26 protein-coding genes are annotated in these 26,874 nt (G+C 62.8%); 13 read left to right on the top strand and 13 right to left on the bottom strand.

Annotated elements, in window-relative coordinates:
• Window positions 1-64: 64 nt before the first annotated feature.
• The 6 genes from lptF (at window position 65) to rsmA (ending at window position 7,653) form a co-directional block, all read left to right on the top strand.
• A complete protein-coding gene (gene lptF, locus ASE71_RS16870) occupies window positions 65-1,234 on the top strand; it encodes an LPS export ABC transporter permease LptF (RefSeq protein ID WP_034803922.1) in 1,170 nt (389 codons plus the stop codon).
• Window positions 1,231-2,310: an LPS export ABC transporter permease LptG gene (lptG, locus tag ASE71_RS16865; RefSeq protein ID WP_034803924.1), complete on the top strand. Its 1,080-nt coding sequence runs from the start codon at window positions 1,231-1,233 to the stop codon at window positions 2,308-2,310. The genes lptF and lptG overlap by 4 nt, the downstream gene beginning before the upstream one ends.
• A complete protein-coding gene (locus ASE71_RS16860; RefSeq protein ID WP_060522125.1) occupies window positions 2,310-4,658 on the top strand; it encodes an LPS-assembly protein LptD in 2,349 nt (782 codons plus the stop codon). Before lptG ends, ASE71_RS16860 begins: the two co-directional genes overlap by 1 nt.
• 184 nt (window positions 4,659-4,842) lie before the next feature.
• Window positions 4,843-5,784: a peptidylprolyl isomerase gene (locus ASE71_RS16855; protein WP_034803927.1), complete on the top strand. Its 942-nt coding sequence runs from the start codon at window positions 4,843-4,845 to the stop codon at window positions 5,782-5,784.
• Between the two features lie 13 nt (window positions 5,785-5,797).
• A complete protein-coding gene (pdxA, locus tag ASE71_RS16850; protein ID WP_060522124.1) occupies window positions 5,798-6,826 on the top strand; it encodes a 4-hydroxythreonine-4-phosphate dehydrogenase PdxA in 1,029 nt (342 codons plus the stop codon).
• Window positions 6,826-7,653, top strand: coding sequence for a 16S rRNA (adenine(1518)-N(6)/adenine(1519)-N(6))-dimethyltransferase RsmA (rsmA, locus tag ASE71_RS16845; RefSeq protein WP_060522123.1), 828 nt, complete (start codon window positions 6,826-6,828; stop codon window positions 7,651-7,653). The genes pdxA and rsmA overlap by 1 nt, the downstream gene beginning before the upstream one ends.
• 82 nt (window positions 7,654-7,735) lie before the next feature.
• Here rsmA and gmk read toward each other — a convergent pair whose 3' ends face one another.
• From gmk to fabD, 7 genes are all read right to left on the bottom strand, one after another.
• Window positions 7,736-8,395: a guanylate kinase gene (gene gmk / locus ASE71_RS16840; RefSeq protein ID WP_034803935.1), complete on the bottom strand. Its 660-nt coding sequence runs from the start codon at window positions 8,393-8,395 to the stop codon at window positions 7,736-7,738.
• A 3-nt stretch (window positions 8,396-8,398) separates the two neighbouring features.
• A complete protein-coding gene (locus ASE71_RS16835) occupies window positions 8,399-9,286 on the bottom strand; it encodes a YicC/YloC family endoribonuclease (protein WP_060522233.1) in 888 nt (295 codons plus the stop codon).
• Window positions 9,287-9,419: 133 nt separating this feature from the next.
• Window positions 9,420-10,619, bottom strand: coding sequence for an endolytic transglycosylase MltG (gene mltG, locus ASE71_RS16830; protein WP_060522232.1), 1,200 nt, complete (start codon window positions 10,617-10,619; stop codon window positions 9,420-9,422).
• A 463-nt stretch (window positions 10,620-11,082) separates the two neighbouring features.
• Window positions 11,083-12,348 carry a beta-ketoacyl-ACP synthase II gene (fabF, locus tag ASE71_RS16825; RefSeq protein ID WP_034803942.1) on the bottom strand — a complete coding sequence of 422 codons (1,266 nt, stop codon included), beginning with the start codon at window positions 12,346-12,348 and terminating at the stop codon, window positions 11,083-11,085.
• A gap of 221 nt (window positions 12,349-12,569) precedes the next feature.
• Complete coding sequence (locus ASE71_RS16820) at window positions 12,570-12,806, bottom strand: acyl carrier protein (protein WP_003531676.1); 237 nt, start codon at window positions 12,804-12,806, stop codon at window positions 12,570-12,572.
• 333 nt (window positions 12,807-13,139) lie between these two features.
• Entirely contained in the window at window positions 13,140-13,877 is a 738-nt protein-coding gene (fabG, locus tag ASE71_RS16815) for a 3-oxoacyl-[acyl-carrier-protein] reductase (protein ID WP_034803959.1), read from the bottom strand.
• Between the two features lie 39 nt (window positions 13,878-13,916).
• Entirely contained in the window at window positions 13,917-14,861 is a 945-nt protein-coding gene (gene fabD, locus ASE71_RS16810; RefSeq protein WP_034803962.1) for an ACP S-malonyltransferase, read from the bottom strand.
• Between the two features lie 339 nt (window positions 14,862-15,200).
• On the opposite strand from fabD, the gene ASE71_RS16805 reads away from it, so the two are divergent.
• From ASE71_RS16805 to rplI, 6 genes are all read left to right on the top strand, one after another.
• Complete coding sequence (locus ASE71_RS16805; RefSeq protein WP_060522122.1) at window positions 15,201-16,244, top strand: aldo/keto reductase; 1,044 nt, start codon at window positions 15,201-15,203, stop codon at window positions 16,242-16,244.
• Window positions 16,245-16,263: 19 nt separating this feature from the next.
• Window positions 16,264-16,776, top strand: a complete 513-nt coding sequence (locus ASE71_RS16800; RefSeq protein ID WP_060522121.1) for a ClbS/DfsB family four-helix bundle protein — start codon at window positions 16,264-16,266, stop codon at window positions 16,774-16,776.
• 274 nt (window positions 16,777-17,050) lie between these two features.
• Window positions 17,051-17,497, top strand: coding sequence for a 30S ribosomal protein S6 (rpsF, locus tag ASE71_RS16795; RefSeq protein ID WP_034803973.1), 447 nt, complete (start codon window positions 17,051-17,053; stop codon window positions 17,495-17,497).
• 26 nt (window positions 17,498-17,523) lie between these two features.
• On the top strand, window positions 17,524-17,772 hold the full coding sequence (gene rpsR / locus ASE71_RS16790) for a 30S ribosomal protein S18 (RefSeq protein ID WP_025426448.1): 249 nt from the start codon (window positions 17,524-17,526) through the stop codon (window positions 17,770-17,772).
• A gap of 191 nt (window positions 17,773-17,963) precedes the next feature.
• Window positions 17,964-18,917 (top strand): membrane protein, encoded by a 954-nt coding sequence (locus ASE71_RS16785; protein WP_034803975.1) that lies wholly within the window; start codon window positions 17,964-17,966, stop codon window positions 18,915-18,917.
• A gap of 32 nt (window positions 18,918-18,949) precedes the next feature.
• Entirely contained in the window at window positions 18,950-19,525 is a 576-nt protein-coding gene (rplI, locus tag ASE71_RS16780; protein ID WP_034803982.1) for a 50S ribosomal protein L9, read from the top strand.
• Between the two features lie 103 nt (window positions 19,526-19,628).
• Here rplI and ASE71_RS16775 read toward each other — a convergent pair whose 3' ends face one another.
• From ASE71_RS16775 to ASE71_RS16765, 3 genes are read right to left on the bottom strand one after another with little or no spacing between them, the layout of a single operon-like run.
• Window positions 19,629-20,726: an HlyD family secretion protein gene (locus ASE71_RS16775; protein ID WP_060522120.1), complete on the bottom strand. Its 1,098-nt coding sequence runs from the start codon at window positions 20,724-20,726 to the stop codon at window positions 19,629-19,631.
• A gap of 18 nt (window positions 20,727-20,744) precedes the next feature.
• Window positions 20,745-22,457 carry an MFS transporter gene (locus ASE71_RS16770; protein ID WP_082566594.1) on the bottom strand — a complete coding sequence of 571 codons (1,713 nt, stop codon included), beginning with the start codon at window positions 22,455-22,457 and terminating at the stop codon, window positions 20,745-20,747.
• Window positions 22,458-22,462: 5 nt separating this feature from the next.
• Entirely contained in the window at window positions 22,463-22,906 is a 444-nt protein-coding gene (locus ASE71_RS16765; protein WP_034803983.1) for a MarR family winged helix-turn-helix transcriptional regulator, read from the bottom strand.
• 332 nt (window positions 22,907-23,238) lie between these two features.
• On the opposite strand from ASE71_RS16765, the gene ASE71_RS16760 reads away from it, so the two are divergent.
• Window positions 23,239-24,741 (top strand): replicative DNA helicase, encoded by a 1,503-nt coding sequence (locus ASE71_RS16760; RefSeq protein WP_043611355.1) that lies wholly within the window; start codon window positions 23,239-23,241, stop codon window positions 24,739-24,741.
• 117 nt (window positions 24,742-24,858) lie between these two features.
• On the opposite strand, the gene ASE71_RS16755 is transcribed toward ASE71_RS16760, so the two are convergent.
• The 3 genes from ASE71_RS16755 to ASE71_RS16745 all read right to left on the bottom strand — a co-directional run bounded on the left by ASE71_RS16755 (window position 24,859) and on the right by ASE71_RS16745 (window position 26,822).
• A complete protein-coding gene (locus ASE71_RS16755; protein ID WP_034803985.1) occupies window positions 24,859-25,158 on the bottom strand; it encodes an AzlD family protein in 300 nt (99 codons plus the stop codon).
• Window positions 25,155-25,808, bottom strand: a complete 654-nt coding sequence (locus tag ASE71_RS16750) for an AzlC family ABC transporter permease (protein ID WP_060522119.1) — start codon at window positions 25,806-25,808, stop codon at window positions 25,155-25,157. Before ASE71_RS16750 ends, ASE71_RS16755 begins: the two co-directional genes overlap by 4 nt.
• 156 nt (window positions 25,809-25,964) lie before the next feature.
• Window positions 25,965-26,822, bottom strand: coding sequence for an AraC family transcriptional regulator (locus tag ASE71_RS16745; protein ID WP_060522230.1), 858 nt, complete (start codon window positions 26,820-26,822; stop codon window positions 25,965-25,967).
• Window positions 26,823-26,874 lie beyond the last annotated feature (52 nt).

Below are 26,874 nucleotides of genomic sequence, written 5' to 3'. Positions count from 1 at the left end.
AAAGCCCGGTTCGTTACCGCCGCCGGAACAGAAACATGAGCAGGATTTTGGACCGGACACGGGCATGAAGCTGATCGAACGCTACATATTCCGGCGTGCCGTGATCATGTTCCTGGCGACGCTCCTGCCGTTGCTTGGCATCACCTGGACGACTCAGGCGCTGACCAACGTCAACCTCGTCACCGACAACGGCCAATCCGTGCTCGCCTTCGCCAAGGTGGCGACCCTCATCCTGCCTTCCGTCATCACGATCATCCTGCCGTTTGCGCTGGTAATCGGCGTCACGCAGACGCTGACGACGATGAACACCGATTCGGAGCTGACGGTCCTCAACGCCGCCGGCAGCTCGCGCATGGCGATCATCCGGCCGGTGGTCTACCTGGCATTGGGCCTCAGCGTGCTTTCCTTCGTGGTCGACAATTTCGTCGAGCCCTATTCGCGTATGGCCTTGCGCAAGATGCTGGCAACCGCCAACGCCGATCTGCTGTCGTCCGTCGTTCAGGAGAACACCTTCCGCAAGGTCGCAGACAATCTTTATGTCCAGGTTGGCGCGCGGCGGGGCGGCGGCGTGCTGCAGGGCATCTTCGTCGCCGATTCGCGCAATCCGAGCTTCGAGCTCGTCTATTATGCCCGCGAAGGCGCCATCGACGACAAGAGTTCGGCCCTGGTGATGAAAGACGGGGAAGTGCAGCGCAAGCTCCCCGACGGCAGCGTGTCGATCATCAAATTCGACTCCTACGCCTTCGATCTCGCCGACATGACCAAGACGACGCGCGAGGCGACCATTCGGGCAAAGGACCGCGACCTTCCCGGCCTGATCAATCCGGACCCGGAAGATCACGTCTACAAGAACAATCCGCTCGCCTTTACCGCCGAGCTCAACCGTCGCTTCACGGAATGGACCTTCCCCCTTCTCTTCGGCCTGATTGCGCTGGTCTTCAGCAGTGACGCACGCTCCCACCGCGAAGCTCGGCTTCATCCGATGGTCAGCGCGCTCGGCACGGCCCTGCTCATCCGCTGGATGACGTTCTATGCCGGCAACAGCGCCGAGGACTCCGTGTGGTTCGTGCCGTTGATGTATGCCGTGCCGCTGATGGCGGGCGCCCTCTGCATTCACCAGCTCGTCAGCAACAGGCGACTGGACATTCCGATGACCGGGCAGGAAAAGCTGCAGGAACTCCTGGTTCGCCTGCGCCTGATGCGGCCTGACGCCGAGAAAGGGCAGCCGTCATGATGGGCACGCTCGGCCGCTACTTCTTCATGCGCTACGTGATCACGACGTTCTGGTTCCTCGTCGGGATCTTCTCGCTGGTGTTCATCATCGACTTCAGCGAACAGGCAAGCCGGCTGGCAAACCTGCCGCGCTACAGTATCTCCGGCGCCCTGTTGATGACCGCGCTCCGGATCCCGCTGATCCTCCAGCAGACGATACCCTTCGTCGCGCTGTTTTCGGCCATGGCGGCGCTGATTTCGCTCAACCGCCGCTACGAGCTGGTCGTGACCCGCGCAGCCGGTATTTCCGTCTGGCAGTTCCTGCGGCCCTTCATCCTCGGCTCCTTCCTCTTCGGCGTGCTGGCGGTCGTGGCGCTCAACCCGCTTGCTGCCTGGGGAACGAAGCGCGGCGAGGCGCTTTTGGCCGAATGGGGCTCCACGCGGAACGCCGATGCCGGCTCGATCCCGTGGCTGCGGCAGATCTATAATGGCACGGACACGATCATCGGCGCGCGCTCGGTTCAGGACAACGGCACGACGCTTCTCAACGTCACCGTCATCCACTTTGATCCACAGGGCACGATCATTCTGAGACAGGATGCGGCATCGGCGAAACTCGAAGATGGTTACTGGCTTCTTAACGACGTCACGGAAACGCGCAACGGACAGCTTCCGCAACGTTTGAAAACAGCACAGCTGGCCACCAATCTTAAGCCGGAGTTTGTTCAGGAACGCCTTGCAAAGGCTGATTCCATTCAGTTTTTCGACCTGCCGCGCAAGATCGAAGTGGCCCGCTCCTTCGGTTTTTCGACCAACGGCATGGAAACTCAATTCCACTCAATGTTGTCGTTGCCGCTGCTGCTCGTCGCCATGACGCTGATCGCCGCTTGCGTGTCGCTGAAATTTAGCCGGTTTAACCAATCGCGCTCCGTAATTCTCGGTGGCATCCTTTCAGGCTTCGTGCTTTATGTCGTCACCGTGCTTGTCAAAGCATTCGGGAGCAGCGGCATTGTGCCTCCTTTCGTTGCAGCCTGGTTGCCAGTTGTTGTAGCGATGGCGCTGGGCTCGACGATTCTTTTAAATCAGGAGGATGGCTAGTGGCGGTAGTGAACCGCAAACGTATAAGGCTGATCAACGCTGCCCTGCTTGCAGGCGTGGCGCTGCAGACACTTGCCATGGGAATGAGTGCGCCTGCAATGGCGCAGCAGGCTTCGGACCGCCTCGATTCGTTGCGCCCGAACATGCCGGAAGACGCCAAGCTGCTTCTGTCCGCCAATGAGCTCGTCTACAACAAGGACGCCGAAAAAGTGATCGTGCGCGGCAACGTGCAGATCGATTACGGCGGCTACAAGATGGTGGCCCGTCAGGTCGAGTACGACCAGAAGAATGGCCGCATCTATGCATCCGGGGAAATCCAGTTCATCGAGCCGGGCGGCAATGTCGTCTATGCCGACAAGATGGATGTCACCGACGATTTCGGGGACGGTTTCCTCGATCAGATGCGCATCGAAACCACCGATCTGACGCGGCTTGCTGCCACGAGCGGCGAGCGCCGGAACGGCGAAGAATTCATCCTGAACGAGGCCGTCTATACGGCTTGCACGCCGTGCTCGACCAAGCCGGAACATCGCTCGCTGTGGCACATCAAGGCGCAGCGCGTCATCCAGAACGGCCGCACGCGGACCATCCGTCTGGAGAACGCCCGCTTTGAGCTGTTCGGCAAGCCGATCGCCTATATTCCGGTCATGGAGCTGCCGGACCACACCGTCAAGCGCAAGAGCGGTTTCCTGTTCCCGACGTTCCGCTCGGCCCAAAAGCTTGGTGTTGGTGTCGGCGTCCCCTACTACTGGGCGATCTCGCCCTATATGGACGCGACGGCCACGCTGACCGGCCTGACGCGGCAGGGCTTCCTGTTGGAGGGAGAATTCCGCCAGCGGTTCCACAACGGCTTCCATACGCTGAACTTCGCCGGCATCAGCCAGCTCGATAAGGGCAAGTTCACGCCCGGCACCGTCGACGCGATGCATACCAATCGCGGCATGATCGCATCGAAGGCTGAGTTCGAGATCAATCCGCGCTGGACCTTCGGCTGGAACGTACTCGTCCAGTCCGACGCCAACTTCGCCAAGACCTACGAGCTGTCGACGTTCGACGGCACCACCTATACGAACCAGGCCTACCTGACGGGGCTCGGCAAGCGGAACTACTTCGATCTGCGCGCCTTCTACTTCGACATTCAGGACGCCGACGCCAACAGCATCGAGGAAAACCAGCAGCCGGCGGCGCAGGTCCTCGACTATTCCTACAAGGCGCCTGATCCCGTGCTGGGCGGCGAACTTTCCGCGACGTTCAACTTCACGAACGTGAAGCGCAACCGGCTCGACGCGTTTACCCAACCGGGCGTGGTCCGCTTCCGCGGCCTAGAAGGCACCTCGCACCGCCTGACCGGCGAGCTCGAGTGGAAGCGCACCTTCATCGCCCCGGGCGGCCTGGTCCTCACGCCGCTGCTGGCGGCGCGCGGCGATGCCATCGGGCTGAACATGGACAATCCGGGTCCGGCCTATACCGGCGACTTCAACACGAGCGATGCGGCAACGCGGCGCATGTTGACCGCAGGCCTCGAAGCCCGCTACCCGATCCTGTTCGTCGGCGAGGACAGCAGTCACGTTGTCGAGCCGATCGCACAGCTCTACGCGCGCCCGAACGAGCAATATGCCGGTGGCCTGCCGAACGAAGACGCGCAGAGCTTCGTGTTCGACGCAACGAACCTCTTTGACCGCGACAAGTTCTCCGGTTTCGACCGGATCGAGGGCGGCACCCGCGCCAATGTCGGCTTCCGCTACACGGGGACCTTCGACAGCGGCTACGGCCTGCGTGGCATCGTCGGCCAGTCGTTCCATCTGGGTGGCCTGAACTCGTTTGCGACGGACGACCTGGTCAAGGCCGGGGCGAATTCCGGTCTTGAGACCAAGAGCTCTGACTACGTTGCCATGTTCGGCATCGACGCACCGTCAGGTCTGATGGCGAGCGTTTCCGGCCGCCTGGACGAAAAGGACCTGTCGCTGCGCCGCGCCGATACCACCGTCGGCTATCTCGGCACGACCTGGCAGGCCGCGATGACCTATACGCGCATCGAAGCGCAGCCGCTCTACGGATCTCTGTCCAACCAGGACGAAATCCAGACCGCCGCCGCCTACCGGTTCCACGACTATTGGTCGGTGTTCGGCGCGATCACCTATGACATCAACAAGGATGTCATCTCACGCAACGGTTTCGGCATCACCTACGACGATCAGGACACGCTGTTCTCGATCGTCTACAAGCAGGAACGCGATACCGATGCCAATGTCGCGAACGACTGGTCGATCGGCGCGAGAATCAGCTTCCGTACGCTCGGCGACGTGAACGTCGGCGACACCAAGTTCGAAGAGCTCGACTATTATTGATATCGTCAAGCGAGTGGGCGAGCCAAAAGTTCGCCCACTCGTCGATATCGGCACCGTCAAACGGTCTTGTCATCGTTTGGCCGCATGTATTATGCATTCCCTCCGACAAGATAAGGCAACGGCGCAAGGCCGGCAGGCGGACAAAGCCTGTCGACGGTGATAGTCCGGGATATAGGAAAAGAGAATGGGCGGGAAAATGTCGATCTTGAGGACACTGTCGGTACTGGCTTTGGCCGGCACCTTGAGCGTTGCAATATGCTCCGGAGCTCAGGCAGCAGCGAGCACGGTCAAGGTAACGGTCAACAACACGGTGATTACCTCCGGCGACATCGCCAAGCGCGTGGCCTTCCTTCGCCTGCAGCGCCAGAAGGGCGGCAACGACGAAGCCAAGAAGCAACTCGTCGACGAAGTTCTCAAGCGTGCCGAGATCGCACGCATCGGCCAGTCCGTCAGCACGCAGGAAGTCGATGCCGCCTATGCGCGCTTCGCCTCGGGCAACAAGCTTTCGACCGAGCAGCTCGGCAAGATTCTCGATCAGGCCGGCGTCGGCTCCGAACATTTCAAGCAATTCATCGCCGTGCAGATGAGCTGGCCGCGTGCGGTCAACTTCCGTTACGGCAGCTCTAACCGCCTCCAGGGCGCCGACCTCGTCAAGCGCATGATGGAAGGCGGCGGACAGAAGCCGGTGACCACCGAGTATTTCCTGCAGCAGGTGATCTTCGTCATTCCCGAGAAGAAGCGCGGCGCGATCACCGCGAAGCGGCAGGCGGAAGCCAACGCCTCGCGCGCTCAGTTCCCGGGCTGCGAAACCTCGAAGGTGTTTGCCGCCAACTATCGCGACGTGTCGATCCGCAGCCTCGGCCGCATGCTTGCCCAGCAGCTGCCTGACGAATGGAAGCCGCTGATCGAGAAGGCCGGCGAGAATGGCACCACCGGAACCCGCGTGACAGAAAAGGGCGTCGAGTACCTGGCGATCTGCAAGAAGCGTGAGGTCAACGACGACACCGCCGCCGAAATCGTCTTCCGCGCCGAGGATATCGGCAAGAAGAAGGCCGGTGGCGAAGACCCGAACAGCGAGAAGTACCTCGAGGAGCTGCGCAAGAAGGCGCAAATCGTCAACAAGTAATCACGACGGAAACATGCGCGAAACTACCGGCGGGCCTCTCGCCCTGACCATGGGCGACCCGGCCGGTATCGGGCCGGACATCAGCCTCTCGACCTGGCTCGGCCGCCGCGACCATGCGACGGCCCCCTTCCTTTTCATCGGCGACCCCGCAGTCCTTGCCGCGCGCGCCTCGATGCTCGGCTACACGGTGTCCATCCGCGAGACGGATTGCGCCGGCGCCCTCTCCCTCTTCGACACGGCGCTGCCGGTCCTGCCGCTTGCCTGCCCTGCCCCGGTCAAGGCCGGCGAGCCCGACACCGTCAATGCCAGCGCCGTGATCGGGGCGATCGACACGGCCGTGCGACTGGTGACCGCCGGACAGGCCTCGGCCGTGGTCACGAACCCGATCGCCAAGGCGGTTCTCTATGACGCCGGCTTCCGCTTCCCGGGCCATACCGAATATCTCGCCGATCTTGCCGAAAAGGCGACGGGACAGCCGGTGCTGCCGGTGATGATGCTGGCCGGACCGAAGCTGCGCGCCGTTCCCGTCACCATCCATATCCCCTTGAAGGACGTGCCGGAGCAACTGACGCCGGACCTCATCTACCGCACCTGCGCGATTACTGCGGCCGACCTTCGCAATCGTTTCGGACTTCGACAGCCACGGCTCGCGATCGCCGGGCTGAACCCGCATGCGGGCGAAAACGGTGCGCTCGGTCTCGAGGACGACGCCGTCATCCGGCCCGTCATCGACAGGCTGCGTGCGGAGGGTATCGATGCGGTCGGCCCGCTGCCGGCAGATACGATGTTCCATGATCGCGCACGCGCCACCTACGACGTGGCCATCTGCATGTATCACGACCAGGCGCTGATCCCGGCCAAGGCGCTCGGCTTCGACGATAGCGTCAACGTCACGCTCGGTCTTCCCTTCATCCGCACGTCGCCCGACCACGGCACGGCCTTCGGCCTTGCCGGCAAGGGCGTCGCCCGCGACGACAGCCTTCGGGCCGCGCTCGACCTTGCCGCATCGCTTGCGGCCAATATGCCAGGAGATACCCGCTGATGGCCGCCCTTGACGGTCTTCCTCCGCTACGCGACGTAATCCAGCGTCACGGCCTCGATGCCAAGAAGGCGCTCGGCCAGAACTTCCTGCTCGATCTCAACCTGACGCAGAAGATCGCGCGGACCGCCGGTTCGCTCGAAGGGGCAACGGTCATCGAGGTCGGCCCCGGACCGGGAGGCCTCACCCGCGCCATCTTCGCGCTCGGTGCCAAGAAGGTCATTGCGATTGAGCGGGACGCGCGCTGCCTGCCGGCACTTGCCGAAATCGGCGCGCATTATCCCGATCGGCTACAGGTCATCGAAGGCGATGCTTTGAAGACGTCGTTCGAGACGCTTGCCGACGATGGGCCGGTCAAGATCATCGCCAACCTGCCCTACAATGTCGGCACTCAGTTGCTCGTTAACTGGCTGCTGCCCGAGCGCTGGCCGCCCTTCTGGCAGTCGCTGACGCTGATGTTCCAGCGCGAAGTGGGCCTGAGGATCGTCGCCGACGCGGATGACGACCACTATGGCCGCCTCGGCGTGCTCTGTGGTTGGCGCACAAAGGCGCGGATGGCATTCGACGTGCCGCCGCAGGCCTTTACGCCACCACCGAAGGTGACGTCGTCCGTGGTCCATCTGGAGCCGGTGGAAAACCCGATCCCCTGCTCGGTCGCGGCGCTCGAGAAAGTGACGCATGCAGCCTTCGGCCAGCGCCGCAAGATGCTGCGGCAGAGCCTGAAGCCACTCGGTGGCGAGGCGCTGCTTGCCAAGGCCGATATCGACCCGCAGCGACGCGCCGAAACACTTTCGGTGGAAGAGTTCTGTCGCCTGGCCAACTGCCTCTGAGCGGGCATATGGATCGCAAGGTGCGCGCTACAAATAGCGTGAATCAAAAATGGCTCCTCACGGAGCCATTTCTTTTGAAGCCTTAGAACGGGTTTTCGGTCAGCAGCCCGTTGACGAAATCGAACAGGCCGGGGCGCCGGTCGCGGCGCAGGCGTTCGGCCTCGACGATCGCACGCACGGATGCAAAGGCGCGGTCGAGGTCGTCGTTGAGCACGATGTAATCATACTCCCGCCAGTGCTCGATCTCGGCGCGCGAGTTGGCAAGGCGCGTGGCGATCACCTCTTCGCTGTCTTCGGCGCGACGATGCAGGCGTGACTGCAGTTCAGCCATTGACGGCGGCAGGATGAAGATCGAGACGACGTCGCCCGCCATCTTCTCCTGGAGCTGCTGAGCGCCCTGCCAGTCGATATCGAACAGCATGTCCCGGCCCGCGGCCATGGCCGCCTCGACCGCATCTCGCGGCGTGCCGTAGAAGTTGCCGTGCACCTCCGCCCATTCGAGCAGCGAGTCGGTGGACCTCAGCGCCTCGAACTCGCGGATCGACTTGAAGTGATAGTGCCGTCCATCGATCTCGCTTGGTCGCCGCTGACGCGTCGTCACGCTGACCGAAATGCTCATCTCCGGATCGGCTTCCAGGAGGTTGCGCGCAATGGTCGACTTGCCTGCGCCCGACGGCGAGGAAATGACGAGCATCAGCCCACGACGGGCGATCTTGATGGGCGAAGGGGTCGCCGGGTTCATACCTTACTCCAGATTCTGGACCTGTTCGCGGAACTGGTCGATGACGACCTTCAGCTCGATGCCGGCGGCAGACACAGCGGCCGCGTTGGACTTGGAACAGATCGTATTCGATTCTCGGTTAAATTCCTGTGCGAGGAAATCGAGCTTGCGCCCGACGGGACCGCCCTTCGACAGAAGCTCCCGGGCGGCAACGATGTGGGAACCAAGCCGGTCGATCTCTTCGCGAAGATCCGCCTTGGTGGCGAGCAAAGCGACTTCGGCATGGAGCCGGTCCCGGTCGAGCGACGAGCCGTTGTCCATCACCAGAGCCACCTGCTGCGCCAGCCGACCGGCAATCGCAGCGGCGCTACGTGACGGGTCGGACTCAACCGTCGCCGTCAGCCGCTCGATCGTCTCGACCTGTCCCAGCAGGATCTGACAGAGTGCCGCGCCCTCGTCTTCTCGCATCGCGCGCAAATCGGCGAGCGCACCCGCCAGACCTGCCAGAATACCGGCATCGAGCGCCGCACGCTCTTCTTCGCTTTCTTCCGGCTCGCGGAAGTCGACGATGCCGCGGATCGAGAGAAGCGTGTCGAACCGGAGTGGCGCGGGATCGACGAGATCACCGAGCTGGCCGCGCAGGTTCAGCACCGCCGTCAAGGCTGCCTGGTTGACCACGGCCTCGACGGCCGCCTCGCCGCCGCTGACGGAGAGGCCGATCTGAAGATTGCCGCGGGAAAAATACTCCGCTGCGAGCTTGCGCACCTCGGGCTCGAAGCGCTCGAGCCCCTGCGGCAGGCGCAGCCTGAGGTCCAGGCCCTTGCCGTTGACGGAGCGCAGCTCCCAGGCCCAACGACGGCGGCCGCTGCTGCCTTCTCTCCGGGCAAAGCCGGTCATCGATTGGAGCGGCATCATCACCTCCGTTGCGGTTTCAGCAGAAGCAATAAGGCGACGGCGCGGCATCCCGCAAGGGATATCCGCGCCGTGATTCGTCCGTCCACAATGCAAGCACCGCTGCGCGGCTATGCGCCGCCAGCAGTCGGCGTTATTGCGGCTGCGTGGCTGCCGGTTCGGCGGTGCCCGCGTCAGCCGCAGCCTTCGCCGCTTCTGCCGCCCGCTCCGCCTCGACCTTGCGCCAGCGGCGGACATTGGCATTGTGCTCGTCGAGCGTCTCGGCAAAGACGTGGCCGCCCGTGCCATCGGCAACGAAGTAAAGCTCAGGCGTGCGCGACGGATTGGCGACCGCTTCCAGCGCTGCACGACCAGGATTGGCGATCGGCGTCGGCGGCAGCCCCTTGATGATATAGGTGTTGTACGGCGTCTGCTTGTCGATGTCCGACTTCAGGATAGGCCGGTCGGCCGGCTTTCCGTCGCCGCCGAAGATGCCATAGATGATCGTCGGGTCGGATTGCAGCCGCATGCCCTTGTCGAGCCGGTTGATGAAGACGGAGGCGACGCGCGGACGCTCGTCGGCGCGACCGGTTTCCTTCTCCACGATCGAGGCAAGCGTCACGAGCTCCTCAACCGTCGACACCGGCAGGTTGGGATCGCGCTTTTCCCAGATCTGGCCGACCAGCACCTTCTGGGCTGCGGCCATCTGCTGGACGATCTCGCCGCGCTTGGTGCCGCGCGTGAACTTGTAGGTGTCCGGCATCAGGGTGCCTTCCGGCGGCAGCTCCGTCGGCAGGTCGCCGACGAGCACCGGATCGTCGGCCAGCCTGTGGAACATCTGCTTGACGGTCAGGCCTTCCGGCAGGGAAACGGAGTAGAGGATCGACTTGCCCGACTTCAGAAGCTGCATGACCTCCTGCATCGACGAGCCGGCCTTGATCTCATATTCGCCGGCCTTCAGCGTCTCGTTGTCGAGGTAGGCTTCGGAAACGAAACGGAAAACGCGCGCATCGGTGATGATGTTGCCGCGCTCGAGCCCGCTGGCGATCTCGCTCATGCCGGCGCCGCCCCGGACGATGAAGTTCTGGTTCGCCTGCAGCGGACCCGGCCTTTCGTACTGGTGCATCGCATAATAGACCGTGCCGGCGGCGGCGAGCGCGGCAAAGACAATGACGGTCATGACGAAGTTCAGGAAGATCACGACCTGGCTGCGGGCCTTGCGCGATCGTTTCGGCGGTTGCGGCACTTTTTCCGGACGCAGCGCCTCGTTTGCCGATTTCGGAATGATCGGTCCGTTGCTCGCGTTTTCACTGCGGCCAAATTGCGCCGCGCCGTTATCGTTTGAGTCGCTCACGATTATCCCGAACCCGAAATTCGCGGCCTCATTCTCTTCCTGCTTCCGGTGCGAATTTCGGACTGGACCGTGGCAGGCATAGGTCAAATTTATAAAACGGTGCCGCCCAGAAGGCCGACATCCGCAGTTACTCAAAAATCCGCAGTCGGTGCAATCTCACCGAAGAACCACAGAAATGTGTCGAATCACCGTCCGTTCAAGAGAACGCGGCGGACGACCGACACTTTAGTCCGGAACCACGGCCCGCGGCAAAAACCCGGCAAACCGCAATTCCAGGCAATGACTGAAGGGCAATCTGACAGATATGCCTTGCGCGAACATCGCGGTCGGCGAGCGCCGTCTTCCGTGACGACACCTCCTCCCACCACATGCTTGTAGCGAGCAATACGGCAAAAGCTGGATCATCGCGCCGCCTTTGACGGTCGGCGCGACAATTGGCTCAAGCGACGCTCCGGGCGCGCGATCAGGCGCCGGTGTAGCGGCGCAGGACCAACGAGGCGTTGGTGCCGCCGAAGCCGAAGGAATTCGAGAGCGCCACGTTGATTTCGCGCTTGCGCGCGACATGCGGCACGAGGTCGATCTTCGTCTCGATCGACGGATTGTCGAGGTTCAGCGTCGGCGGCGCAATGTTGTCGCGGATCGCCAGCGCCGAGAAGATCGCTTCCACCGCGCCGGCAGCGCCGAGCAGGTGGCCGATGGCCGACTTGGTCGAGGACATCGAGATCTTCGACGCGTGTTCGCCGACCAGGCGCTCGACGGCGCCAAGCTCGATCGTGTCGGCCATGGTGGAGGTGCCGTGGGCGTTGATGTAGTCGATATCGGCAGCCGTCAGGCCGGCTCGCTTCAGCGCCATCTGCATGCAGCGATAGGCACCGTCGCCATCTTCCGACGGAGCGGTGATGTGGAACGCATCGCCCGAAAGGCCGTAGCCGACGACCTCCGCATAGATCTTGGCGCCACGGGCCTTGGCATGCTCGAGCTCTTCGAGGATGACGACGCCGGCGCCCTCGCCCATGACGAAACCGTCACGGTCGATATCGTAGGGGCGCGAGGCCTTCTGCGGATCGTCATTGTGCTGGGTCGATAGCGCCTTGCAGGCGGCAAAGCCGGCGAGCGAGATCCGGCAGATCGGCGATTCCGCACCACCGGCCACCATGACGTCGGCATCGCCGAGCGCGATCAGGCGGCTCGCGTCGCCGATCGCATGCGCGCCGGTCGAACAGGCGGTGACGACAGAGTGGTTCGGACCGCGCAGCTTGTGGCGGATCGACACCTGGCCCGAGGCAAGATTGATGAGCCGGCCAGGAATGAAGAACGGCGAGATGCGGCGGGGACCCTTGTCGCGCAGCGTGTAGCCGCCTTCGACGATGCCTTCGAGACCGCCGATGCCCGAACCGATCAGCACGCCGGTCGCGATCTGGTCTTCATCGTTCTCCGGCTTCCAGCCGGCATCGGCCAGCGCCATGTCGGCCGCAGCCATCGCGTAGACGATGAACGGATCGACCTTGCGCTGCTCCTTCGGCTCCATCCAGTCGTCGGCATTGAAGGTAGCATCGGTGCCGTCGCCGAAGGGAATGCGGCAGGCAATCTTGGCAGGAAGGTCCTCGACCTCGAATTCGGTCACCTTGCGCGCGGCATTGTGCCCGGCAAGCAGGCGCGCCCACGTCGCCTCAGTTCCGCAACCCAAGGGAGATACCATGCCGGTACCGGTGATAACGACACGTCTCATAGTCCGCGACCCACCCTGACTTTTCCATTTCAGAGCCGGATCGGACCACGTGTAACGAACCCGATCCGGGCATCCATTTTAAGGTTCTTATTCACGATCAGAGGGATATGCGGGAAACGCTTGCTGATCGAAATCCCCGCTCAGCGCGGGATAGCCCACTTCCCTGGGCTGAAACGGGCCGCTTTAGGCGGCCCGTCCACGGCCGAAGCCGCTTTAAGGTATTAGGCCTGAGCCTTTTCGATGAACTTGACGGCGTCGCCGACAGTCAGGATCGAGTCAGCAGCGTCGTCCGGGATTTCAACGCCGAATTCTTCTTCGAAAGCCATGACCAGTTCGACGGTGTCGAGCGAGTCCGCGCCGAGGTCGTCGATGAAGCTTGCGCCTTCGCTGACCTTTTCGGCGTCGACGCCAAGATGATCAATAACAATTTTCTTTACGCGTTCTGCGATATCGCTCATGTCGGAGTTCCTCGACCTTCGTTTCTGTAGGCGCCTATTCCGGCACCGGTACTCTTCTGTAAGCCTGATAGACCAAGACGGCCCACCCGGCAATCCATCCAACCGGAACTGCGGCAAACCCAAGGCAGCCAAGGCTGCCGGGCACCTGGCGGGACCGGTCGACTGCTAACAGTCATGGCCCGATTAACACGGTTTAACGCTGTCGCAAAGTCCGAAAATGCCTGTCATTCGCTTGCTCAACATTGAATTTCAGGCATTTGGCAGGCGGCGTCCCGGGACGTTGAAGATCGCCCACCGCACAATCTCGGCGGGCGGCCCGTCCTGGAAAGCGGATCAGATCATGGCCATGCCGCCATTGACGTGAATCGTCTGGCCGGTGACGTAGCCCGCTTCGTTGGAAGCGAGGTAAACGACCGCCGAAGCGATTTCAGCGCCGGTGCCCATCCGCTTCATCGGGATCGCGCCCATGATCGCGTCCTTCTGCTTGTCGTTGAGCTTGCCGGTCATCGCGCTTTCGATGAAGCCCGGAGCCACGCAGTTGACCGTGACGTTGCGCGTCGCGATTTCCTGGGCCAGCGACTTGGAGAAGCCGATCATGCCGGCCTTGGAGGCGCAGTAGTTCGCCTGGCCGGGGTTGCCGGTGACGCCGACGATGGAGGTGATGTTGACGATGCGGCCGAAACGGCGACGCATCATCGGATGGGTGAGTTCGCGCGTCAGGCGGAACACGGCCGTCAGGTTCACTTCGAGAACGGCATCCCAGTCCTCGTCGCTCATGCGCACGAAGAGACCGTCCTTGGTGATGCCGGCATTGTTGACGAGGATGTCGACGCCGCCAAGCTCGGCTTCGGCCTTCTCGCCGAGCGCCTTGACTTCGGCGCGGTCGGAAAGGTTTGCCGGGAAGAGCTGCACGCGATCGCCAAGTTCGTTGGCAAGCGCTTCCAGCTTTTCGACGCGGGTGCCGTGCAGACCGACGGTCGCGCCCTGGGCGTGCAGCATGCGGGCGATTTCTTCGCCGATACCACCGGATGCACCGGTAACGAGAGCCTTGCGGCCGGAAAGATCAAACATCTCTTTGATTCCTTATAACTGGAGCGCCTAGGCGTTCGCTCAGGCGAGCAAGGCGGCGAGTGCTGCGTCGATATCGGCGGGCGTATTGACGGCGATACCGTTGACGGTCTTGTCGATGCGGCGGGCAAGCCCGGTCAGGACCTTGCCGGAGCCGAGTTCATAAAGCGTCGTGACATTGTTGGCGGCAAACCATTCGACCGTCTCGCGCCAGCGGACCTGGCCGGTGACCTGCTCGACCAGCAGCCGGGCGATCTCGTCGGCATCGCTGACCGGGGCGGCGAGCACGTTGGCGATGACAGGCACCACCGGATTGCGCTTCTCGACCTTGGCCAGCGCCTCGCGCATCGCGTCGGCAGCCGGCGCCATCAGCGCGGAATGGAAGGGGGCAGAGACCGGCAGCATCAGAGCGCGCTTGGCGCCCTTTTCGGAAGCGAGTGCTGCGGCCTTCTCGACGGCAGCCTTCTCGCCGGAGATCACCAGCTGGCCGCCACCATTGTCGTTGGCGATCTGGCAGGAACCGAGCGCGGAGGCTTCGCGGCAGACGGCTTCGACATCCGCATGTTCGAGGCCGATGATCGCCGCCATTGCGCCCTTGCCGACGGGAACCGCCGCCTGCATGGCGTTGCCGCGGATGCGCAGGAGACGCGCCGTGTCGGCAATGGAGAAGGTACCGGCAGCACAGAGCGCCGAGTATTCGCCGAGCGAATGGCCGGCGACGAAGGAAACCTTGGACTTGAGGTCGAGGCCCTTGGCTTCGAGCACGCGAATGACAGCCATCGATACGGCCATCAGCGCCGGCTGGGCGTTCGCCGTCAGCGTCAGCGTTTCCTCGGGGCCGTTCCACATGATCTCGGACAGCTTCTGTCCGAGTGCTTCATCGACTTCGGCAAAGACGGCTGCCGCTTCCGGAAAAGCGTCGGCCAGATCCTTGCCCATGCCGACAGCCTGGCTGCCCTGGCCTGGAAACGTGAATGCAATGCTCATGGGATCGTCCCTTCCCTAGATCACTAGGATTTCGGGTCGGCGCGACACGAAATCCTAGTGATCGGTTCTTATGAGTTAGAGCGGGATGCAGGCAGAAACCATACATCTCCGGCTTCCTCTCCATTCACATTCCTTACCGACGAGTCAAGCTTGGAGGCCGGCACGGACACGGCCGACGGGGCCTTTTGCCCTTGATCTTCAACAATCAAGGCGTAAGTTTGCCGCCCGATGTCGCTCTGCCCTACCCGATTACCAGGGTCGAGGCGACCGCTCCATTCCCGGTGCCAGCGCCCCTTCCCTCCCAGGTCGGCGCCGCCCTTCACCAGGATACTTATCTAGATGCGCTACAACACGCTTGGCCGCACCGGCATCAAGGTCTCGGAAATCTGCCTGGGCACCATGACCTGGGGTTCACAGAACTCCATCGCCGAGGCGCACGAGCAACTGGATTACGCCTTCGACAAGGGCGTCAACTTCATCGATACGGCCGAACTCTACCCCACGACCCCGCTTTCGCCGGAGACCTATGGCGACACGGAACGCTTCATCGGCGAATGGCTGGTCAGGCGCGGCCGGCGCGATGAGGTCGTCGTTGCGACCAAGGTCGCCGGCCCCGGCCGCCCCTATATCCGCAACGGCAACCCGACGACACCCGAGGGCATCGACCAGGCGATCGACGCCAGCCTCAAGCGGCTGAAGACAGATTATGTGGACCTCTATCAGCTTCATTGGCCGAACCGCGGCCACTACCATTTCCGCAACGCTTGGTCCTATGACCCGTCCAGGCAGGACAAGGATCATGTCGCGAGTGACCTCCGGGCAATCCTCGACAAGCTCGGCGACCTCGTGAAGGCCGGCAAGGTCCGCGCCATCGGCCTCTCCAACGAAACGGCCTGGGGCGCGATGAAGTTCATCGACATGGCAGAGCGTCATAGCCTGCCGCGCGTCGCCTCGATCCAGAACGAATACAACCTGCTTTACCGCGCCTACGACCTCGACCTGTCGGAGCTGTCGCACCACGAAGACGTGGGCCTGCTCGCCTATTCGCCGCTCGCCGCCGGCCTCTTAAGCGGCAAGTACCTCGATGGCGCGAAGCCGAAGGGCTCGCGACTTTCGATCAACGGCGATCTCGGCGGCCGCTTCACGCCGCACCAGGAACCGGCCGTCGAAGGCTATGTCAAACTGGCACGCGAGCACGGCCTCGATCCGGCGCAGATGGCCATCGCCTTCTGCTTGGCGCGGCCGTTCATGGCTTCCGTCATCATCGGCGCGACCTCGATGGAGCAGTTGAAGACCAACCTTGGCGCCGTCGACCTTACGCTGTCGCAGGACATCGTGAACGGGATCCGGCGGCTGCACCGGATCTACCCGATGCCGATCTGAGCGTGAGACCAGATCGCCGATGCCGGTACCCCAGACGAAAGCGGAACTGCTTGCGGCGATCGACGTCCAGTTCGCCAGGCTGATGCGCGAGCTGGAACGGGTTCCTGACGAGCGCTACCGCGAACCGTCGCTAGAAGGCCACGCCAAGGGCACGATGATGAGCGTCGGCGACCTCGTCGCCTACCTCATCGGCTGGGGCGAACTGGTGATCAAATGGATCGATCGCGATCAGCGCGGCGAGCTGGTCGACTTCCCCGAGACGGGCTATCAATGGAACGAACTCGGACGGCTTGCGCAGAAATTCTATGCGGACTTCCACGCTCTTTCGCCGGGCGAGCTTGTCGCCAGACTGAAGCGTAGCAAGGAGACGCTCGAGGTACTCATCAGGGATCGCGACGAGCAGACGCTTTACGGGCGGCCATGGTACGGAAAATTCACGCTCGGACGCATGATCCAGTTCAATACTTCCTCTCCCTATGCCAACGCCCACGGCCGCCTGCGCAAATGGAAAAAGGTGAACGGGCTGGCGTAGAAAGCGGAAAAGACGCGGCAAGCCTTGCCTTCCGCGGAAAAATGCGTATAAGCGCGCTGTTCGAAATGCCCGGTCTTCTGGCTGGTGGCTGAACGGAGGGCCGGCTTCCTCGAGGGGAGCCGTTAGGATTGCACGTCTTTCCGGCCTCCCGTGTCTCCGCTCTCGACCGTCTCGATACAACACTTTCTTGCCGGCTGCCTGCAGCCACTAAGAACAGTCGTTGAGGCTTAGCCGCCGAGGTCCGGGCTGATTAACGCAAGAAAGGCAAGCCACAATGGCTCTTTATGAACACGTATTCTTGGCCCGCCAGGACATCACGCCGCAGCAGGTCGACGGTCTCGTCGAGCAGTACAAGGGCGTGCTCGAAGCAAACGGCGGTAAGGTCGGTCGCGTCGAGAACTGGGGCCTGAAGTCCCTCACCTACCGCATCAAGAAGAACCGCAAGGCTCACTACGTTCTCATGGACATCGATGCTCCGGCAGCGGCTGTTCACGAAATCGAGCGCCAGATGCGCATCAACGAAGACATCCTGCGCTACATGACGATCGCCGTCGAGAAGCACGAGGAAGGCGCGTCTGCCATGATGCAGAAGCGCGACCGCGACGACCGTCCGCGCCGCGATGGCGACCGTCCGGAGCGTGGCTTCGGCGACCGTGGTCCGCGTCCGGACCGTGGCGACCGCGAAGACCGCCCGCGCCGTCCGCGCGAAGACCGCGCGTAATCAAGAAGCTTTAGGAGATTAAGACAATGGCTGAAGTTTCTTCCGCTCCGGTTCGTCGCCCGTTCCACCGCCGCCGCAAGACCTGCCCCTTCTCGGGCGCAAACGCTCCGCGGATCGACTACAAGGACATCCGTCTTCTGCAGCGCTACATTTCCGAGCGCGGCAAGATCGTTCCTTCCCGCATCACGGCCGTTTCCCAGAAGAAGCAGCGCGAACTCGCCCAGGCGATCAAGCGTGCACGCTTCCTCGGCCTGCTGCCCTACGTCGTTTCCTAAGAACGGCTGACTCTCCGTCAGTCTTCTGACTCGACGGAACCCGACTTGTTGGGAGAGCGCTCCCCTAAGGTGAGCGCCTCTTTCTCTCCCTTCCGCGATGGGCGCGGATCGGAACCGGCGCGATGCGCCAAAATCCCATGCTGGGGCTGCGCTTTGGCCATCCCCTAACTGCACGAAGCAGGACAGCGAACGTGACGAATGTGAACAGGACATCGCTGCTGACCGGCGTTCTCGCCGGCTTTACCGCCGCCCTCTTGTCGATGGGCGCGAATACGCAGTCGTCTCTTGCGATCGTCCTTTATGCCGCTTCGGCACTTCCAATCCTGATTGCCGGCCTCGGCTGGGGCAATGCCGCAGCGATCACCGCGATCGTCACGGCCGGCGCCACCGGTGCCGTTCTCGTTTCGCCCTACTTCGCGCTGCTGATCCTCGTTGTCACGCTGATCCCGGCCGGTTGGCTGAGCCATCTCGCCAATCTCGCCCGCCCGGCGTCCGAACTCGGCGGCCCGGACGAGGCGCTTGCCTGGTATCCGCTCTCCGATATCCTCAGCCATCTCGCCGGTCTGGTGACCGTCGGCATGATCATCGTTGGCGTGATCGTCGGTTATGGAGCCGATATCTCCGATCGCATGGTCGATATCGTCATTCAGGCCGTGAAGGCGCAGGACAGCGCCTACAACCCGGATGCGGCTGCCATCGCCCAGATCAAGTCGCTTTTCACCCTCGCTTTGCCGCTCGTCCAGGGCGCGATCTGGGTGCTGATGCTGTTTACCGCCTACTACCTCGCCACCCGCATCGTGCAGATGTCCGGCCGGTCGTTGCGCCCGCGCGAGGACATTCCGTCGACGCTGCGCATGCACCGCAACGCGATCTTCATCTTTCTCGGCGGCCTGGTCCTCACCTTCCTCGGCGGCGCACCCGCAACGATCGGCGCGCTGATCTGCGGAACCTTCGGCGCGGGCTTCCTGCTTGCCGGTTTCGCCTCCTTCCATTTCCGCACACGCGGCAAGTCCTGGCGGCTTCCCGTGCTGTGGATTGCATACCTGTCGGTGCTCGTGTTCACGATCCCGGCATTCTTTTTCCTCCTGTCCGGCCTGATCGATACGCGACGCACCATCGCGGTCACGCCGGTTGGAAAAAACTGACCAACGAACTGGAACTCTGAAAGGAAACCAACATGGAAGTCATTCTTCTCGAACGTATCGCCAAGCTCGGCCAGATGGGCGAAACCGTAAAGGTTCGCGACGGCTTTGCCCGTAACTACCTCCTGCCGCTCGGCAAGGCGCTGCGCGCCAACGCTGCCAACAAGGCCCGTTTCGAAGCTGAGCGTTCGACGCTCGAAGCCCGCAACCTCGAGCGCAAGTCGGAAGCCCAGGCTGTTGCCGAGAAGCTCGACGGCAAGTCGTTCATCATCGTCCGCTCGGCTGGCGAAACCGGCCAGCTCTACGGTTCGGTTGCTGCCCGCGACATCATCGAAGTGCTCGCTGCCGAAGGCTTCAACGTCGGCCGCAACCAGGTCGACCTCAACCAGCCGATCAAGTCGATCGGCCTGCACAAGGTCACGCTGCACCTGCACTCGGAAGTCGAGATCTCGGTTGAAGTCAACGTTGCCCGTTCGGCCGAAGAAGCCGGTCGCCAGGCAAAGGGCGAAAGCCTGACCTCGGCCGACGCCATCTACGGCGTTGACGAAGACGCCCTCAAGCCGGAAGACTTCTTCAACCCGGAAGCCGAATTCGAAGGCGAAGAAGAATAAGCCTTAAAGGCCATTCAACACGCGAAAGCCCGGATCATCGATCCGGGCTTTTTTCTTGGTTGCGCGGCCGTTTCTGGCAATGGCTCTGTGGGCCTCGGCCGTCTTATCCGTGGGCGGCAACAGGCGCGACACCGATGTTCGCCTGGTCCGGCGCAACGCGCACCGGCGCGTCCTTGTCGACGCGTACGACGACCGAAAGGCCGGGCGACAGCATTTCCGCCAGCGGCTGGCCGGGATCGACGACGATGCGCACGCCGACGCGCTGGGCCACCTTGGTGAAGTTGCCGGTGGCGTTGTCCGGACGGATGATGCTGAACTCCGAACCGGCGGCGGGCGAGAACCGCTCGATATGCCCCGTCAGCTCGTTCCGCTGGAGCGCGTCGACCGCGATGGCGACGGGTTGGCCCGCCTTCATGCCGTCGAGCTGCGTTTCCTTGAAATTGGCGACGACCCAGACGTCGTTCGGCACCAGCGCCAGGAGTTGCGAGCCGGCCGTCACATATTGACCGATCCGCGCGCCGATCTCACCGAGACGGCCGTCCCGCGGCGCGACGATGCGGGTGTTGTCGAGATCGATTCGCGCGAGTTCGACGGCCGCTTCCGCTCCGCTCACCGCGGCTTGCAATCCGGCACGCGCGCCAAGCGTCGTCGCCAGCGCCTGCTTCGACACTTCCAGCCCGGCCTCTGCCTGGCTCACGGCAGCGTCGGCCTGCTCAAAGCCTGCACGCGCCTGGTCGGCATCACTGCGGGTCGAAACACCCTTTTCCGCGAGCGGGCGGATGCGGTCCCAGGTCGCCCGGGCCCGATTGAAGGCAGCCTTGGCACTATCGAGCTGCGCCTGGCTGGCGGCGATGCCCGCCTTGGCGGAAAGCTCCTGCTGAAAGGAATTGGCAAGTGCGGCTTTCTGCCCGGCAAGCGTGGCTTCCGCCTGCGCCACCTTCTGCGCATAGATGCGGTCGTCGATCTTGACCAGCAGTTGCCCGGCCTTGACCGTCTCGTAGTCGTGCACCGGAACGTCGGCGACATAGCCCGCAAGCTGCGGGCTCATGATCGTTACAAAGCCGCGCACATAGGCATTCTCCGTCGATTCCACCGAACTGTGGAACGGCGGCAGCCGCCAGGCGTAGAGCACAAGGGCGATACCGGCGATGCCGGCGAGAAGAACGATGATGCTCGTGGGAGAGCGCAGGGATTTCAACATGGTCGTCAACTCTGTCAATCAGGTGGCCGGCATCGGCGCAGGAGCGGACAATCTCTGCCTGAGCCAGTTGTAGAAGATGTGCAGCAGCAGCCCGGCGAGCGCGAAAAGCGCGACCGCCGAGGCAAGCAGGAAGGCGTCGTTGTAGGCCAGGATGTAAGCTTCGCGGGTCACCTGTTGTGACAACAACACGGTGCCCTCGCCGCCGAGCAGGGTCTTGTCGCCCATCACCTTGGCGTAAGCGGCGGAAAGCTGGTTGACGCGCTGGGCAACCAGAGGGTTCGAGAGCACGATCTGTTCCGCGAGAAGGTTGGAATGAAACTTTTCACGGATCGTGACGAAGGTACCGAAGGCGGCGGAGCCGATCAGGCTGCCGATGCTCTGGGTAAAGAGGAAGATCACAATGAAGCTGAGGATATAGCTCGGCCCCTTGGCGAGCGCCGCCTTGAAGCCGCGCGCCATGGCCGGCGGCAGGAAGAGCGCCGTTCCGGACGCGATCATCGCCTGGCTCAGATACATCTGCTCCGGCCGTGTCAGGCTGGTCGCCTGGCTGTCCATGTAGGCGCCGGCCGCCAGGAGGCCGAGTGCCAGAATATGCACGCGCTCCGCATGTTCAGGATTCATCAGCGCGGCGCAAAGCAGACCGCCGCCGATGGCCGCAGCAAGGATGATCCAATAGAGGGTCGCGACCTGCTCGAACTGGAGACCGAGCTGCTGGTAGAAGTTCGCAGCAACAGTCGATTGTTCAGAGGCGACCAGCCGGAAAATCAAGAGAACGGCGGCAAAGTGCACGATCTCCTTCGAAGCGATCCAGCGCACATCGATCAACGGCACCGGGCGATAGAGCTCGATCAGCACCGCGGTCGTCAGCGTCGCTATCGAGACGACCAGCAGGACGCCGAGCCAAGGAGCCTCGAACCACCAGTAGAGGCGCCCCATGGTCAGGACCACGGCGAGGCAGCCGAAGGCGACGGCGACGAGGAGGTAACTCAGGATATCCATGCGCTGGATAACCTTGGCATGCGGGACCGGCGTCAGCGGCAGCAGGTAGATGATCGGCAGCGCGATCAGCGCCAGCGCCATTTCCAGCGTGTAGAGCGCATGCCACTGGCCATATTCGATCAAGGTCGGCGAGATCAGGCGGGTGATCGGCGCGGAAATCGTCGTGCAGGTGAGCGCCAGCGCCAGCCCGACGGTCAGCTTGCGCGCCGGCGGAAAGGCTTCGAGCATGTAGAGGAAGCCGAGCGTCGACATCGGTGCGGCAGCAATGCCGCTGATGAAGCGCACGACGATCGCCGAATGCAGATCGGAAACGAAGACGTTCATCAGCGAGACGACGACGAAACCGGCGATGCTGATTTCGGCAAAACGGCGCAGCCCGTATTGGGCGCGGATCTTCACCAGCGCGATCGACAGGCTGACATTCGGCGCCATGTAGGCCGCCGAGAGCCAGCCGGCTTCGATGGAGGTCGCCGAAAGCGAGCCCTGGACCTGCGTAAGGTTGGCGAGCGCCAGGTTCATGCCGAGCCCCTGCGTCAGGAACAGGAGCACGGAGCCCAGGACATAGACCGCCGAAAGCAACAGGCCTTTCTCGACGGGGGCCGGCACGGGGGTTGGCGCCGGTTCCGGCGCAATAACGGTTTCTCCGCGTTGGTCCTCGTCGACGGCCTCCGCGGCCTCAAGCTCGGAGGCAAGGCGATTGTCGTTTGCGGCGGCCGTCGCGACTGCGCCCATCGCCGTCACTCCCGCGCCAGCGACTGAACATTGTCGGCGATCGCACGAACCACCCGCTTTGTCACGGCAAGCTCGGCTGCGTCGATGCCTTGCAGCACTTCGGCCCGGATTTCGTCGGCAAGCCTGAGGATCTCGTCGGCAACCGTGCGGCCGAGTTCGGTCATATGGATCTGCTTGGCGCGTCGGTCGGAGACCTCGACCCGCCGCTCGATGAAGCCCTGCTTCTCCATGCCGTCGAGCAGGCGCACCAGTGTCGGGGTCTCGATGTCGAGTTCGTCGGCGAGCTCCCGCTGGTTCAGGCCATCCTTCTTCGTCAAGGCGAAGAGCGCGCGGGCACGCGACAGCGTCAGCCCCTTCTCCTTCACCCGCGCATCGAACACGGCGCGCAGCTTGCGATTGAGCAGCGACAGGGCATCGAACAGTTCGCGGTTCACCGTGGGCTGATACATTGGTATCTTTTCCATATTACTAGCATGCTAATTATTCTGCCTCTATCTAATCCAAATGCGGTGGATTTTCAAGATGCGGATTTGAGGCAGAGGAGGACGGCGCTACACTTCGTTTCGTCGGGAAGGTTCGGGTGATTCGCGGCGTCAACGACCAAATTTGTGACGACGGCATAATCCGCACATTTGCGAGCCCCCGCCTGTGGATCAGTCGAACAACGGGAACAGCGCCGGGCGCGGTGACGTCGCTTCGCGACTGTGTCCCTCGTGCACTTGACCCGGCCCGCGCTAAAACGCAAACCGGTGCCACACCAGACAGAGGCAGAGATAAACGAATGAACGAAGCGTCGCGAAAGCTATCCCCTATCGGCAAGGATCAGGCGGACCAGCACTACCGCGAGGCCCCGAACAACCTCGAGGCCGAGCAGGCGCTGCTTGGCGCGATCCTCGTCAACAACGACGCGTACTACCGCGTGTCGGACTTCCTGAAGCCGGTGCATCTGCACGAGCCGCTGCACCGCAAGATCTACGAAGTCGCCGGCGACATCATCCGCATGGGCAAGATGGCGAACCCGGTCACCATCAAGACCTTCCTCAAGGCCGACGAGAAGGTCGGCGACGTGACCGTCGCGACCTATCTTGCGCGCCTTGCCGGCGCTGCCGTCTCGATCATCAACGCCGAAGACTATGGCCGGGCGATCTATGACCTGGCGCTGCGCCGTTCGCTGATCACCATCGGCGAGGACATGGTCAACATCGCCTATGACGCGCCGCTCGACATGCCTCCGCAGGGCCAGATCGAAGACGCCGAGCGCCGTCTGTTCGAACTTGCCGAGACCGGTCGATACGACGGCGGTTTCCAGTCGTTTAACGACGCCGTGGCGCTCGCCATCGACATGGCCGGCCAGGCCTTCGAGCGCGACGGCAGCCTTTCGGGCATTTCAACCGGCATCCTGTCGCTTGATGGCCGGATGGGCGGCCTGCAGCGTTCCGACTTGATCGTGCTTGCCGGACGCCCCGGCATGGGCAAGACCTCGCTTGCCACCAACATCGCCTACAACATTGCTGCGGCCTACGAGCCGGAAGTCCAGGCTGACGGCTCGTTCAAGGCCAAGAACGGCGGCGTCGTCGGCTTCTACTCGCTCGAAATGTCGTCCGAACAGCTCGCCACCCGTATCATCTCCGAGCAGACCGAAGTCTCCTCCTCGAAGATCCGCCGCGGTGACATCTCCGAGGCCGACTTCGAAAAGCTCGTCGCCTGCTCGCAGATGATGCAGAAGGTGCCGCTCTATATCGACCAGACCGGTGGTATCTCGATCGCCCAGCTTTCCGCCCGCGCGCGGCGCCTGAAGCGCCAGCGCGGCCTCGACTGCCTAGTGGTGGACTACATCCAGCTCATGACCGGCTCGGGCAAATCCAGCGACAACCGCGTGCAGGAAATCACCCAGATCACCACCGGCCTCAAGGCGCTCGGCAAGGAACTGAACGTTCCGATCATCGCGCTCTCGCAGCTCTCCCGTGGCGTCGAAAGCCGCGAAGACAAGCGGCCGCAGCTGTCCGACCTTCGTGAATCGGGCTCGATCGAGCAGGACGCCGACGTCGTGCTCTTCGTGTTCCGTGAGGAATACTACGTGAAGAACCTGGAGCCGCGCGACGAGTTCGACCCGAAGTACGAAGAATGGAAGATGAAGATGGAGCAGGTGAAGGGCACGGCCGACGTGATCATCGCCAAGCAGCGTCACGGACCGACCGGTACCGTGAAACTCGCCTTCCAGTCGGAATTCACGCGCTTCACCGATCTCGCCGATCCATCCTTCACCCAGTACGAAGAACACTAGGGTTCCGTGGGGGCGGCCGGAGCGGGCTGGGAAAAATGTTTGCGGTTTCCCAGCCCGCTCTCAATCTCAAATGGCACGTGCCTTTTGGCTGAAGCGCGCCGCGCCAGCACAAACCTCTCAGAACACGAGGCGCAGCAGCGCTACCGAGACGACACCGACGGCGACCGATACCAGGAGCGGCAGCCGCATGGCGGCCACGGCCGTCGCGGCAGCGGCGATCGTTTCCGCCGGGCCGGTCACGAAGGCCGTCGGCGCGATAACCGCCATCAGCACGGCCGGCGGTATCGCCTCCAGTGCGCGCTTCTGGCTTTCCCCGATCGTCACATACCGGATCAGCACGAGACCGCCGATGCGGGTCGCGATCGTCGCAACCGCCATGGCGACGATGGCAAGCAGTGTATTTGGATCGACGGTCATGCAGGGGCCTCCTTGCGTGCACCGGAGAGAAGCGCGACCACGACCCCGGCCGCAGCCCCGGCAGCGATGTACCAGACACCTGGCAGCAACTGATGCGTGAGCACGGCAGCACAAGCGCTAGCCGCCAGAACGGCACCCGTCTCCCGTCCTTTCCAGAACCCCATGACCAGCACGATGAAGACGGCGGGGAACGCAAAGTCGAGGCCGGTAACCTTCGGATCGCCCAGGAATGCCCCAAGCAACGCGCCCGCAATGCTCGTCAGCACCCAAAGGCAGTAGAAAGGCACCGCAAGGCCCGCATACCAGGCAGGCGTCAGCTTGCCGTTGCTCGCCCGCATCTCGGCCATGGCCCAGATCTCGTCGGCCAGAAGCAGCATCGAGGCATAGCGCGCCGGGCCGGAGAAACTGTCGAGCTTGCCGCCGATCGAAGCGCTCATCAGCACATGGCGGATGTTGACGAGCAGTGCCGAAAAGCCAAGCGCCGCCCAGGACGCCGGATGCGTCCAGATATCCATCGCGACGAACTGGGACCCGCCGGCAAAGACCAGCGCGCTCATCAGCGCCACCTCGGCCGGCGCAAGTCCCTTGCTCGCCGCCACCGCACCGAACACGAGGCCGACCGGCATGACCGCGACGATCAGCGGCGTCATAGCAACGGCCGCGGCCCGAAATTCCTGGAACGCACTTCTTTCCTGCAACGTCCACGTCTCCATTCGCGCGATGCGCCGCCCTTCCACACAGGCGCGCGATCGCAATTGCCCGAGTGTTCTAGGACTCGGGTTGCGGATCGTCTTGAACGAAAGTGATCAGCCGGCGCGGAAGGCCCCAGGGGTGACGCCGGTGCGCGCCTTGAAATGACGGCTGAAATGCGCCTGGTCGGCAAAACCGCATTGATAGGCTGCGTCCACCGCCGACCAGCTGTGCCGCAGCAGTGTCTTTGCCGCCCGCACGCGCTTGTCGGTCAGGAACGCATGCGGGGTGATGTGGAACTCCTTGCGGAACGCGCGGATGAGGTGGGCGCGGCTGAGGCCGGCGACCTTCGCCAGTTCCTCGAGCCCGATGTCCTCGGCATAGTTTTCCGCCAGGAAGTCGCGCGCCCGGTGAACGGCCGATTGCTCGCGCGTTTCGATCGGCGTGATGATCGTGCTGCCGTGGCGCTCGAACATCGCGGCAAGCACCGCGAACATTTTTTCCTCCGCCTCGAGCGTCGCCCCCGACACTTCGAGCGTGCGGTGGGCCTGATGGAAGGAAAGAGCCAGGTCCGGCGCCTGCAAAACACGCTTGGAGAAGGATGGCGTGCCCTTGAAAGCGCGTCCGGTGACATCCTCGATGATGCTCACCAGCAGTTCGGCGCTCGGATAGACCATGCGATAGCGATAGCCGCTGCCGCCCGGATGACCGTCGTGAATTTCGTCGGGATTGATCAGATAAAAGTATCCGGGGCCGGCCTCCGAACGCTCGCCCTTGATCTTGCTGATCTGCGAGCCGGCCTCGATGGCGCCGATGCTGAAGGTTTCGTGCGCGTGCGGCGCAAATTCATGGGTGATGAAGGTCGCCGTCAGACATTCCATGCCCATGAAGCGGGAATCCCGCCAGAAGCGCGTGCGCTCGGCGCCCTCTATCGGCATGACATCGATGGCTTCTTCCTGCGAAATTGTCTGCATGGCAAAACCATAGTGCGCCTGCGCGGCTGCGTCTTGCACAAAAGTGCTCGTT

Origin of the sequence: Ensifer sp. Root954 (genome assembly GCF_001429005.1) — a bacterium.
Taxonomy (GTDB): domain Bacteria; phylum Pseudomonadota; class Alphaproteobacteria; order Rhizobiales; family Rhizobiaceae; genus Ensifer; species Ensifer adhaerens.
The sequence above is the reverse complement of the archived record's forward strand: the minus strand, read 5'-3'. Positions and strand labels throughout refer to the sequence as shown.